A 12,058-nucleotide genomic window follows, 5' to 3' on the forward strand; every position below is an offset into this window, starting at 1 on the left:
TCAACCACGCCCCCCGCGTTGCTTCGTAGCCAGCACCGATCCGGTGGCCGCACGCACGACGTCATCGTCGCTGCGGATTTGACATGCAATCGCTTCGAGGCACAGTGCGACGCTTAAAGGGAAGGAGTGCAGAGCATGATGATGCGAAGCGAAACCACTTGCGGACGAGGTATACGACGCACTCGTCATTTCGGTTCCGATCCGACAAAGGAACACTTACATCGAATTGAAACGAAATGGAGGGAAACGGGGAAAAGTCTGACCAGGGGGAATCGAATTTGCGATCGAGGGGCTGAAAATCACCCGTTCTCGCCATGCCGATGTCGGGTCGAATATCGCTTCGATCCGAAGGGAAAGCCCTGCGCCGCGTTGCGAGAAGGCGCGCACTCGTCGGGATCACGGTTCTCCGCATCAGGCCGCCCGGCGCAGAGGCGGCGAGTCATTGCGTCAAGGAAAGACGCGCCATGTCGTCGTCTTTCTCGGTTACGCATCCACGTGCAGACGGCATAGGCGTTGCTCATTTCGCTGGCGGTGTCCGCCGCCGTGAACGCAAGCATGGCGTCACGATGGACTGATGCGCGTCCGTAACCGGCTATCTCGTGCTCATGTCAATTCAATGGATACGTCCGCCGAACAGACCGAGCAGCCCGATGATGATCAGGTAGAGCGCAACGATGTAATTCAGCAGGCGCGGTACCACGAGGATGAGAATGCCGGCGATCAGCGAAACCAGCGGGCCGGCGCTAGTGACGATATTCATGCTTCCTCCGCAAGATTGGCAACGAGTGGCCACAGCCTGCCTTGCCTCTGGCACCCGTTACAGACGCGCGAGCCTGGCGAGCGTCCAGCCTTCGACCGTCAACTCGCTGGTCACAAGCGCGAACGCTTCAGGCGACGCAAGCGCCGTGCCTGCACCGACGTTTTCATCGCGATTCGCTCAGCGTGCCGGACCGGTATTCGCAGTTCGCGCACCCGTCAGCCTCAAGGAGAAACTCATGAACAAGGATCAGGTAAAGGGCCGCCTCAGGGAAGCAAAGGGCAAACTGAAGGAGCTGGTTGGCAAGGTCGTGGGAAATCCAACGGACAGATTGACGGGCAAGGCCGAACAGATCGTCGGCAAGACACAGGCATCATTCGGCGATGCGAAGGAGCGACTCAAGAAGCGGCAATAGAGCCTGACCGGGGAGACATCGAACTGGAAGCCATAGGCACTGGCTTCGCTCAATGCAGGTCAGGCGGTAAGTAATGAACCCCGAATTGCTCCGCCAGTTGGGCGAGCCGCCGATCGCGCGTCCAGAGCCACGTGCTCGGGGTCAACAGCACCGACGCCAGCAGCGTGCAATCCACTGCGCCGCATCCGCGCCCATACAGCCGTTCCCGCTCGATCCAGTCCGCTACTTCGGCTGGCGTCGCGAGCCGCGTTTGGCGCAATAACGCGAGATCTCCCAGCGTTCGGGCCCGCGGTTCGGGGGGCGTCCCGCACGTCAGCTCGAGTATCACCAATGGATGCGTCAAGACGTCATCGACACGCAGCAGCTGGACAAGCGCTGGTAGCGGTCGCCGGAAATGCTCGACCCACACCGATGTGTCGATCAGAACGCTCATCGGGTAGCCGCCTCCGGGTTACGGCGTGGCACATCCGGCATGTCCGGGGCGCGACCGCCAAGCGCGGCTAGGCGTTGTCCGGCCTGGACACGCACGAACGTTTCGAGTGCAGCCCGGAACAGGTCGGCCGGCGACGTGCCCGGCTCGGCGAGTTCGAGGGCGCGCGCATAGAGCGCGTCGTCGACGGTAACAGTAGTACGCATGATGACTCCTTTGATGCCTTTACGCATCAATTTTAGCATCAATTCGGCAGCGGTCCAGTCGTTGATAAAAACGCCATGCCAGAATTTTTCACTTTCAACCGCGGCAGTTTTGTGGGCCCGGGCCCGGGTCAGTCCGCCGAAAACCCGTTCACACGACGGCAGTGTTTACCGGGAACCGCTCATGGGAGCGAACTCACCGATCTCCGTTCAAGCAACGCTGAATACGCAATATCGAAAGCTCGAATACTTGGTTGGGCACGCAAGGATGCTTCGCTAGTATCCAACGCTCCCATGCGAGCAGGAACCGGAAGGTTCCCGGTTGCGCCGCCCGTTGCGGCATTTCGCGATTTTCCAACGGCTGACATGTCTCCCCACTTGAATCCCGACGGCACGGCCGGCGACGTCACGCGCCGGCTGGCCGCAGCGATCGCGTGCGCCGAGCCCGCGCGCAATCCGCCCGCCATCGCTGCCGCGCGGCGCGGCCTGCTCGACTTCCTTGCCGCCGCGTTCGCCGGCGCTCGCGACAACGGTTACCGCAAGCTGCTGGCGGCGTGCGGTCGGGATTCGACCGGCGCCGCAGCGGTGATTGGCAGCGCGATACCGGCGTCGCCGCAACATGCCGCGCTGCTCAACGGCTATGCAGGCCATGCGCTCGATTACGACGACGTGCACAGCAGCGTGCGCGGCCATCCCGGCACCGTGCTGCTGCCGGCGTTGCTCGCGCTCGCGCAGGTGCGCGCACGCAGCGCGCTCGAACTGCTCGACGCCTACGTCGTCGGCGTCGAGACGATGGCGCGGGTCGGTCTCGCGCTCGGCAGCCGCCACTACGAACTCGGTTTCCACAACACCGCGACGCTCGGCACGCTCGGCGCGGCCGCCGCCGCGGCGCGTCTGGTCGGGCTCGATGCGGCGGCCACCGAAAACGCGCTCGGCATCGCCGCGACGCAATCGGCCGGGCTGCGCCTGCAGTTCGGCAGCGAGATCAAGCCGTTGCACGCGGGCCTTGCCGCGCGCGCGGGGCTGTTCGCCGTGGCGCTCGCCGAGGCCGGATTGACCGGCGCACCGGGCGCACTCGACGGCCCGGAAGGATTCTTCGCCGTGTTCGGCGGCGGCGCGTCGCAGCCGGCGCGCGTGCTGGCCGACTGGGGCGCGCCGTGGCAGATCGTGTCGCCCGGCCTGTACTTCAAGCCGTGGCCGTGCTGCACGGCAACCCATTACGCCGTGCAGGCCGCGCTCGATCTGCGTGAGCGCCACCGCATCGCGCCGGCGGACATCGAGGGCATCGTGATCACGTTCCCGCCGGGCGGCGACACGCCGCTGTCGGACCGACTGCCGGCCACCGGCCTCGAAGCGCGCTTCAGCGTGGAATACGCGGTGGCCGCCGCACTGACGGACGGGCCGCCCGGCGTCGCGACGTTCGCCGACGTGCCCGTGCGCGACGACCTGATCGCGCTCGCCGCACGCGTGACGCGGCGCCACGATGCCGCGGCGCCGCGCGCGTCGACCGATCCCGCGACGCGTTTCTCGGTCGTCGAGATTGCGCTGCGCAACGGCGACACGCTGCGGCAACGCACCGAACGCCTCGTCGGTGCCGACGACCTTGCCGCGAAGTTCGCGGACGCGACCGCCCACGATCCCGCACTCGCGTTCGTCCCGGAACTGATCGATACGATGCGAAGCACGGCCGATCTTGCCCGACTTTTCCACACCTTTACGTCGCTTCAATCATGAGCACCGATCGCAGCACACCTTCCCGCCGCCAGATACGCCTCGGGTTGTTCCTCCAGGGCGCAGGACACCACGTCGCCGGCTGGCGCCACCCCGATGCCGAATCCGGCAGCGAGAACTTCGATCTGCTGCGCCGCGTCGTGCAGACCGCCGAGCGCGCGAAGTTCGACATGGTCTTCCTGGCCGACGGCTTGACGAGCGGCCCCGACGCGCATCCGTCGATGGCGATGCGCTTCGAGCCGCTGAGCCTGCTGTCGGCGCTCGCGATGCATACGCGGCACATCGGCCTTGCGGCGACCGCGTCCACGACGTACAGCGAGCCTTACCATATCGCGCGCGTGTTCGCATCGCTCGACCACCTGAGCGGCGGGCGCGCGGCATGGAACGTCGTGACGACTTCGTATGACCGCACCGCCGCGAATTTCACGCGCGGCAATCATCCGGATCACGCGCAGCGCTACGAGATGGCCGGCGAATTCGTCGATGTCGTGAAGGGGCTGTGGGACAGCTGGGACGACGACGCGGTCGTCAGGGACAAGGCGCGCGGCGTGTATTTCGACCCGGCGAAGGTGCACACGCTCGATCACGCCGGACGCTTCTTCAACGTGAGGGGGCCGCTCAACGCGTCGCGCCCGCCGCAGGGCCATCCGGTCGTGATTCAGGCCGGCTCGTCGGGCCCCGGCCAGGAGCTTGCCGCGCGCACCGCGGAAGTCGTGTTCACCGCGCAGCAGACGCTCGAGGAAGCGCAGGCCTTCTATCGCGACCTGAAGGGGCGGCTCGCGGCGTACGGTCGTGCCGAGGACGCACTTGCCGTGATGCCGGGCGTATTTCCGGTGATCGGCCGCACCGAGCAGGAGGCCAAGGACAAGTATGCGCAGCTCCAGCAATGGACGGATACGTCGGGCGCGCTGACGCTGCTGTCCGACCGTCTCGGCCACGACGTGTCGAAGTATCCGATCGACGGCCCGCTGCCCGACCTGCCCGAATCCGATCAGCTGAAGAGCCGCGCGAAGCTGCTTACCGATCTCGCGCGCCGCGAGAACCTCACGCTGCGCGAACTCTACTATCTCGTCGCCGGTGCGCGCGGGCACCGGATCGTGTGGGGCACGCCGACGCAGGTCGCCGACGCGCTCGAGGAATGGTTCGACGGCGGCGCCGCGGACGGCTTCAACATCATGCCGCCGTATTTCCCGGGCGGACTCGACGATTTCGTCGCGCATGTCGTGCCGGAACTGCAACGGCGCGGCCTGTTCCGCACCGAATACGAGGGCACGACGCTGCGCGACCATCTCGGGCTCGCGCGCCCGCCGAGCCGCTACGCAGCGCGTTGAGTCAGACCGCGAAGCGCGTCAGGTCGAGTGCGACCGGCGCGCTGTCGCGGCTTGCGTGCGGGCTGCCGGCCGGGCCGAGCGTATGCGCGAGGAAGGCCCGCGTGCGCGGGCTTTGCGGCGCGCGGAACAGCTGCGTGGCCGACCCGTGCTCGACGATCACGCCCGCCTCGGTGAAATAGACGACGTCGCTGATTTCCTCGGCGAAGCGCATCTCGTGCGTGACGAGCACGCAGGTCATGCCGTCGCGCACGAGATCGCGAATCACCGACAGCACGTCGCCGACGGTTTCCGGATCGAGCGCGGACGTCACTTCGTCGAACAGGATCAGGTCGGGCTGCATCGCGAGCGCGCGGGCGATCGCGACGCGCTGCTGCTGGCCGCCCGACAGCTCGCCGGGGTAGGCGTGCGCCTTGTCCGCGAGACGCACGCGTTCGAGCAGCGCGTGTGCGGTGCGCACCGCATCGTTGCGATCGCGGCCGAGAATCCGGACCGGGGCAACGACGAGGTTGTCGAGCACGCTCAGGTGCGGAAACAGGTTGTATTGCTGGAACACGAAGCCGACCCGCTTGCGCAGTGCGATTTCGTCGCGCTCCGATGCGAGCAGGTCGACGCGCGTGCCGTCGACCTCGATCAGGCCGCGCTGCGGCCGCAACAGCCCGGTGATGCAACGCAGGATCGTCGATTTGCCGGAGCCGGACGGGCCGATGATGGACACGGCCTGGCCGCGGTGCACGTCGAGATCGATGCCGCGCAGCACGGGCGTCGTGCCGTAGGACAGGTGCACGTCGCGCAGGCGGACGAGCGGCTCGTCCGCGCCGCGCGGAGTTTCAGTGGAATGCATGACGTCTTTCGAGAAGGCGGGTGAAACGGGCGATCGGGTAGCAGTACGCGAAAAACAGGCCGAGTACCGTGAAATAGACGACGACGGTGAAGTCGGCTCGCGCGACGGTGTTGCTCGCGACCTGCGCGGTGTCGAGCAGGTCGTGCACGCCGACCAGCGACGCGAGCGCGGTGGCCATCGCGATGCTCGCATACAGGTTCATCCACGGCGGCAGCATGCGGCGTACGCATTGCGGCAGGATGATCCAGCGGAACACTTGCGCGCGGCTGAACGCGAGCGAGCGTGCGGCGTCCCACTGCGCGTGCGGAATCGACTGGATCGCGCCGCGGAAGATTTCCGCGAAGTTCGCGCTCGCGGGCAGCGCGAGGCCGAGCGTTACCTTGAACCAGTCCGGAAACGGCAGCGACGCATGGCCGAACCTGATTTCGAACGGGAACACGTAGGTCGAAAAATAGATCAGCACGAGCAGCGGCGCGTTGCGGAACAACTGCACGTACGCGCGCGCCAGCACGCGCGCGATGCCGAGCCGCGACAGCGTCAGCGGGCCGAGTACGAGGCCGGCGAGCGTGCCGATCGCGATCGCGATCGCGCTGATGCCGATGTTGACCAGCATCGCCTTGCCGAGCGCCGGCAGCCATGTGGCGAGCGCGACGAGGGTCGGGTGACGGCGGCCCGCGACGGCCAGCGCGACGACGGCCAGCGCGGCCAGGGTTGCCGCGACGGCGCGCCATCGCACGAGGCGCGCGGGCTGCGCGTGCATGTCAATGGCCATAGCCGGGTATCCTCAGGCGGTGTTCCAGCCAACGTCCCGCGAGGTTGACCGTGAACGTGAGCACGCCGAAGAAGAGCAGGATCAGGATCATCAACTCGAGCACATTGTCGCGTTGCGTCCAGATCATGATCGACGCATAGGTGACGTCGCCGACGGCGATCGCCGAGGCGACCGTCGTCATCTTCACGACATCGACCAGGTTGTTGACGAGCGCGGGCAGCGCGAAGCGTATCGCGAGCGGCAGCTGCACGTGCCAGAGCCGCTGGCGGCGGCTGTAGCCGAGCGATTGCGCGGCCTCGAGCGTTGCGCGCGGTACCGCTTCGAGGCCGGCGCGCAGCGCTTCCGCATGGAATGCGCCCTTGTGCAGCGAGATCACGATGACGCTCCAGATGAACGGCGTCAGCGGATTGCCGCCCAGATTGCGCAGTGCGGCGCTGATCAGCATGTTGACGACGAGGAATGCGCAGAACAATTGCACGAGCGTCGGCGTGTTGCGGGTGACCTCGACGAATGCGCGCGCGGGGCGCGCGAGCGCCGCGCTCGGCGACACCAGCAGCGCGGCGAGCACGACGCCGCAGGCGAGGCTGCCGACCGCGGTCGCGATCGACAGTTCGAGCGTCACGCCCATCCCGTGCACGAACGACGCGCGTTCGTCCGCGGCGAGCACGAAGCTGTAATCGAGGCCGAACTTGCGGAGCGCATCGACGGCGGCGGCCGCCGTCATGTGCGCTGCGCCTTGAGCTTTGCGTGCAGGTCGAGCACGGCTTGCGACGGCGTCATGCCGTTCTTGCGCTCGACGTCGAGCAACCAGCCGCTGCGGTGCCAATCCTGAACGATCCGGTCGAGCGCGCCCTGCGTGTCGGTCTCGCCCTTGCGGACCCAGATCACCGCCGGCGACGGAATCAGGTCGGTCGACAGCGGCGTCGTGTAGTCCTTCCAGTCGGGGTTGCGCGCGACGAGCATGCGCAACGTCGGCGCGACGTGCACGGCGGCCACGCAGTTGTTGCCGCGAAGTGCGAGCAGCGATTCCGGCTGGCCGCGGAAGGCCTTCACCTGCGCGCCGTATTCCGTCGCGAGCGGCTTCGTGTAGTTGCTGCCTTGCGACACGCAGACCGGCTTGCCGCGCAAGTCGGCCCAGGACTTGATACCGCTGTCCTTGCGCGCGATCAGCGCGCCGCCGATGGATTCGAACGGCGTCGGCGCATACGACAGTATCTCCGCGCGCTCCGTCGTCAGCTCCATGTTGGCGATCAGCGCGTCGACCTTGCCCTGCTGCAGGAACTGCACGCGGTTCGACGGCTGCACGGGTGTCAACTCGACGTCGACACCGAGTCGTTTCGCGACGTCGTTCGCCAGATCGACGTTGAAGCCGACCGGCTTTTGCGTCGCGGGATCAAGCGAGCCGAACGGCGGGCCCGACAGGATCACGCCGATCGTGATCGTGTGACGTTGATGGATGCGATCGAGCGTGCTGTCCGCGCGGGCGACGCCGGAAAAAACGGAAAGGAGGGCGGCGACGCACAGCGCGTGGCCCGACGTAGTGCGAAACGATCTGCTGAACATGGGAAAGAGGAACGTTGTTTGAGCGACGCGGGCCGGCGCATCGCGCGCCCGGTTGTCGGGAGCTGGTATTTTCGGGATGTGGAACGCATCCAAGAACCAAGAAATTCTCATACCGTTATCTGGTCCTCAGATTTACGCAGAGGAACGCGACGTTCTAGCGGCTGGAATGGCGATGTGGCGGAGGGTTTATGAAGGTTACCGACTCCGCCGTGCACGGCTTCGCAACCGCACGCTACGCTGACCGCCCGATTACCGTTTTGTAATCAAAGGCGCTTGCGCCCGCACGCAGCGATCCCTTGTCGCCGTTTGCCGGTAACATCGCCGGATGTCATCACGAAAGTGACGGAGCCGGCCATGCGTATCCTGATAGTCGAAGACGAACCGAAGACGGGGGCCTACCTGAAGAAGGGGCTCGAGGAATCGGGCTTCAGCGTCGATCTCGCGAAGGACGGCGGCGAAGGGCTGACGCTCGCGCAGGAAGAGCGTTACGACGTGATCGTGCTCGACGTGATGCTGCCCGTGCTCGACGGCTGGGGTGTGCTCAAGCGGCTGCGCGACACGCATACGACGCCGTTGCTGTTCCTGACCGCGCGCGACGACGTGCAGGATCGCGTGCACGGCCTCGAACTCGGCGCCGACGACTACCTCGTGAAGCCGTTCGCGTTCGTCGAGCTGCTTGCCCGTATCCGCACGCTCGCGCGTCGCGGGCCGCCGCGCGAGACCGAGCACCTGGCGGTCGGCGATCTGGAAATCGACGTGGTGCGCCGCCGCGTGAAGCGCGGCGCCACGCGCATCGACCTCACGCCGCGCGAATTCTCGCTGCTGCAGCTGCTCGCGCGCCGGCAGGGCGAGGTGCTGAGCCGCACGCAGATCGCATCGTACGTATGGGACATGAATTTCGACAGCGACACCAACGTCGTCGAGGTCGCGATCCGGCGCCTGCGCGCGAAGATCGACGACGCGTTTCCGGTCAAGCTGATCCATACCGTGCGCGGCGTCGGCTACGTGCTCGAACCGAAGGACGACGCATGACGCGGCCACGCTCGCTTGCCGCGACGCTCGCGCTCGCGTTCGCCGCGACCACGCTCGCCGCGTTCGCGCTGGTCGGCGCATACGTGTATGCGGGCCTCGAACGGCAGGTGAACACGCAGGACGACCTCGACATCGTGCTGGCCGCGCGCCACACGCGCCGGCTCGCGGGCGAGCTCGAGTCGCTCGATGCAGTCCGCACGCATGCCGAGCGCTTGACGAGCCAGGTGCTCGGCAACGAGGCGCTGTCGATGGCTGCCGTCGATGCGCACGGCGACGTGCTCGTGCGCCACAATGTGCGGCTCGCCGCGCTCGACGATGCGCCTGCCGCCGCGTCGGTTCCGGTGGCCGACGCGCAGCTGTTCGCGCCGCATGCGGCGCCGGTTCCGGCGGACGAGCGGATCACGGCCGACCGGCTGGTCACGTGGACGGCCGACAACGGCACGCCGATGCGCGGCGTCGTGATCGAGGCCGCGCTCGGCGACCGCACGCCGATCCGCATCGCGATCGCGCGCAACATGCACGACCGCGCCGACCTGCTCGACGGCTACCGCGACCGGCTCGAGATCGCCGGCGGGCTCGGCGCGCTGTTCGCGCTGCTGCTCGGCTACTGGCTGATCCGCACGGCGCTCGCGCCGCTGCGCGAGATCGTCGACAACACCGGCCGGATCACCGTCGACAAGCTCGATACACGGCTCGACGCGTCGCGTGCACCGAGCGAGCTGCGCGCGCTCGTCGATGCGCAGAACGCGATGCTCGGCCGCCTGCAGCAGGCATTCGCGCACCTGTCGCAATTCAGCGCCGATCTCGCGCACGACCTGCGCACGCCGTTGAACAACATGCGCGGCGCCACGGAAGTCGCGCTCGCGCGGCCGCGTGCGGCCGACGAGTATCAGGCACTGCTCGAATCGAATCTCGAGGAATACGATCGTCTCGCACGGATGATCGAGAACGTGCTGTTTCTCGCGCGCGCCGAGCATCCGAGCTTCGTCACGCGGCAGCGCGCGTTCGACGTGCACGACGAACTCGAGCGCATCGCGGAGTATTTCGAGGGGCTCGCCGACGAAGCGGGCTCGACGTTGCGCGTCGAAGGGCGGGGGCAACTGACCGCCGACGTCGAGCTGTTTCGTCGCGCCGTCGGCAACCTGCTCGCGAACGCGCTGCGTTACACGCCCGCCGGCGGCGTCATTACGCTGAGTGTCGATGACGCCGCCGACGCGGTGCGCGTCGTCGTCGCGAATCCGGGCGAGCCGATCGATTCCGCGCTGCTGCCGCGGATCTTCGACCGGTTCGTGCGCGGCGATCCCGCCCGCAGCGGCGGGGCGCCGGGCGGCACGGCCGGGCTCGGCCTCGCGATCGTGCGCTCGGTGATGGAGCTGCATGGCGGCACCGCGCAGGTCGAAAGCGACGCGCGCGGCACGCGCTTCGTGCTCACGTTCAACCGGCCGTCGGCCGCGTGACCGCGGAGTCGGGTAACGCGGCGACCGGGCGTTTGTGCGTGCCGGTGTTCGATTCCTCATCCGCGCTCGCTTGCCAGCCGCCGCCCAGCGCCTTCAGCAACCCGACCGCGGCCTCCATCCGGCGCGCGTCGATCTGATCGGCCGTGCGCCGGTTCGTCAGCGCGATCGTCTGCGCGGTCACCACGTCCAGATAGCTGACGGCACCGGCGTTGAAGCGATTCGTCGTCAGCCGCAGCGACAGGTCGGCCGCGTCGGTCGCGCGCTGCTGGCTGCCGGCTTCGGACGCGAGCGCATCGATCGTCGACAACTGATCCTCGACCTGCTGGAACGCGACGAGTACGGTCTGCCGGTAATCTGCGACCGCGCCGTCGTACTGCGCATGCGCGCCGCGCAGCGACGCGCTGCGGCGACCGCCGTCGAACAGCGTGCCGGCGAGTTGCGGGCCGAGCGACCAGAACAGGCTCGGCGCGGCGAGCCACGGCGCGAAGAACGAACTCTCGAGCCCTGCGCTCGCCGACAGCACGAGATCGGGAAAGAACGCGGCGCGCGCCTCGCCGATCTGCGCGTTCGCGGCCGCGACACGGCGCTCGGCCGCCGCGATATCGGGCCGCCGTTCGAGCAGTTCCGACGGCACGCCGGCCGGAATGGCCGGCACACGGAACGCCTGCACGCGCGGCGGCAGCGCGAACGTCGACGCGCTTTCGCCGACGAGCGTCGCGATCGCGTGCTGCAACTGCGCACGCGACGCGTCGATGTCGGTGTCCTGCGTGCGCGTCGATTCGAGTTGCGTCTCGGCTTGCGCGACCGCCGACGCATCGATCGCACCGGCTGCGAGCTGCTGCCTGAGCAGCGTCAGCGCGTTCGCGTATGCACGCACCGTGTCATCGAGCAACTGCTTCTGCGTATCGAGCGAGCGCAGCGCGAAATAATCGGTCGCGAGTTCCGCCGTGACCGACAGCTTCACGGCCTGCAGGTCGGCCGTGCTCGCAGCGGCGTTCGCCTGCGCGCCCGTCACCGCGTCGCGCACGCGGCCGAACACGTCGGGTTCCCAGCTCGCGGCGACGCCGGCCTGATAGTCGGGCGTCGTCTTGCCGGCGAGCGACGAGCCGAGCCGGTTCTGCGACACGCGCGCGCGGCTCTGCGCGGCGCCCGCCGTGATCGTCGGCAGAAACCCGGCGTGCTGGTAGTCGACCATCGCGCGTGCCTGTTGCAGATCGGCGACGGCTTTCTTCACCGTCTGGTTCGACACGTCGACGCGCGCTTCGAGCGCGTTCAGGTCGGCGTCGCCGAACACGGTCCACCACGCACCGCGCGCGGCCGCATCGGCCGGCATCGCGACGTGCCAGCCGGCCTGCGCGGCCGGTGCGCCCGCGTAGTGCGCGGGGACCGCGACGGCGGGCGGTGAATAGGGTGGCAACGTCGAGCACGCGGTCAACGTGGCCAATGCCGCGACGGCGCCGAGCGCGACGGCGTGGCGGGCGAACGGGAGCGGGTGAGGAAGGCGCATGGCAGGTATCTCGTGAGTC

The 12,058-nt window shown here is 67.6% G+C and carries 13 protein-coding genes; 5 read left to right on the forward strand and 8 right to left on the reverse strand.

Annotated features, from left to right (window positions below):
* Nucleotides 1–613: 613 nt before the first annotated feature.
* Complete coding sequence (locus DID99_RS10995; RefSeq protein ID WP_082088472.1) at nt 614–760, reverse strand: DUF3096 domain-containing protein; 147 nt, start codon at nt 758–760, stop codon at nt 614–616.
* Between the two features lie 235 nt (nt 761–995).
* On the opposite strand from DID99_RS10995, the gene DID99_RS11000 reads away from it, so the two are divergent.
* The gene (locus tag DID99_RS11000) at nt 996–1,172 is read left to right on the forward strand and encodes a CsbD family protein (protein WP_124519856.1); all 177 of its coding nucleotides are present in this window, start codon (nt 996–998) and stop codon (nt 1,170–1,172) included.
* Nucleotides 1,173–1,221: 49 nt separating this feature from the next.
* Here DID99_RS11000 and DID99_RS11005 read toward each other — a convergent pair whose 3' ends face one another.
* Entirely contained in the window at nt 1,222–1,605 is a 384-nt protein-coding gene (locus tag DID99_RS11005; RefSeq protein ID WP_124519855.1) for a type II toxin-antitoxin system VapC family toxin, read from the reverse strand.
* Nucleotides 1,602–1,808, reverse strand: coding sequence for a type II toxin-antitoxin system VapB family antitoxin (locus DID99_RS11010; protein ID WP_044844336.1), 207 nt, complete (start codon nt 1,806–1,808; stop codon nt 1,602–1,604). The genes DID99_RS11005 and DID99_RS11010 overlap by 4 nt, the downstream gene beginning before the upstream one ends.
* 363 nt (nt 1,809–2,171) lie before the next feature.
* Here DID99_RS11010 and DID99_RS11015 point away from each other — a divergent pair, with 363 nt between their 5' ends.
* Together DID99_RS11015 and DID99_RS11020 are read left to right on the forward strand one after the other, a co-directional pair.
* Nucleotides 2,172–3,539: an MmgE/PrpD family protein gene (locus DID99_RS11015; protein WP_124666653.1), complete on the forward strand. Its 1,368-nt coding sequence runs from the start codon at nt 2,172–2,174 to the stop codon at nt 3,537–3,539.
* Nucleotides 3,536–4,867, forward strand: coding sequence for an LLM class flavin-dependent oxidoreductase (locus DID99_RS11020; RefSeq protein ID WP_124666654.1), 1,332 nt, complete (start codon nt 3,536–3,538; stop codon nt 4,865–4,867). Before DID99_RS11015 ends, DID99_RS11020 begins: the two co-directional genes overlap by 4 nt.
* 1 nt (nt 4,868) lies before the next feature.
* Here the strand turns inward: DID99_RS11020 and DID99_RS11025 are convergent, their stop codons facing one another.
* From DID99_RS11025 to DID99_RS11040, 4 genes are read right to left on the reverse strand one after another with little or no spacing between them, the layout of a single operon-like run.
* A complete protein-coding gene (locus DID99_RS11025) occupies nt 4,869–5,708 on the reverse strand; it encodes an amino acid ABC transporter ATP-binding protein (RefSeq protein ID WP_124487262.1) in 840 nt (279 codons plus the stop codon).
* The gene (locus tag DID99_RS11030) at nt 5,695–6,480 is read right to left on the reverse strand and encodes an amino acid ABC transporter permease (RefSeq protein WP_124487261.1); all 786 of its coding nucleotides are present in this window, start codon (nt 6,478–6,480) and stop codon (nt 5,695–5,697) included. Before DID99_RS11030 ends, DID99_RS11025 begins: the two co-directional genes overlap by 14 nt.
* Nucleotides 6,470–7,204, reverse strand: coding sequence for an amino acid ABC transporter permease (locus DID99_RS11035; RefSeq protein WP_124666655.1), 735 nt, complete (start codon nt 7,202–7,204; stop codon nt 6,470–6,472). Before DID99_RS11035 ends, DID99_RS11030 begins: the two co-directional genes overlap by 11 nt.
* A complete protein-coding gene (locus DID99_RS11040) occupies nt 7,201–8,043 on the reverse strand; it encodes a transporter substrate-binding domain-containing protein (RefSeq protein WP_044844255.1) in 843 nt (280 codons plus the stop codon). Before DID99_RS11040 ends, DID99_RS11035 begins: the two co-directional genes overlap by 4 nt.
* A gap of 354 nt (nt 8,044–8,397) precedes the next feature.
* On the opposite strand from DID99_RS11040, the gene DID99_RS11045 reads away from it, so the two are divergent.
* Both DID99_RS11045 and DID99_RS11050 read left to right on the forward strand, forming a co-directional pair.
* Nucleotides 8,398–9,075 (forward strand): heavy metal response regulator transcription factor, encoded by a 678-nt coding sequence (locus DID99_RS11045; protein WP_124666656.1) that lies wholly within the window; start codon nt 8,398–8,400, stop codon nt 9,073–9,075.
* Complete coding sequence (locus DID99_RS11050; protein WP_124666657.1) at nt 9,072–10,532, forward strand: heavy metal sensor histidine kinase; 1,461 nt, start codon at nt 9,072–9,074, stop codon at nt 10,530–10,532. Before DID99_RS11045 ends, DID99_RS11050 begins: the two co-directional genes overlap by 4 nt.
* Here the strand turns inward: DID99_RS11050 and DID99_RS11055 are convergent.
* Entirely contained in the window at nt 10,510–12,039 is a 1,530-nt protein-coding gene (locus DID99_RS11055; RefSeq protein WP_124666658.1) for an efflux transporter outer membrane subunit, read from the reverse strand. The two genes, DID99_RS11050 and DID99_RS11055, sit on opposite strands and share 23 nt — an antisense overlap.
* Nucleotides 12,040–12,058 lie beyond the last annotated feature (19 nt).

This window comes from Burkholderia sp. Bp8986, assembly GCF_003854225.1.
Classification (GTDB): domain Bacteria; phylum Pseudomonadota; class Gammaproteobacteria; order Burkholderiales; family Burkholderiaceae; genus Burkholderia.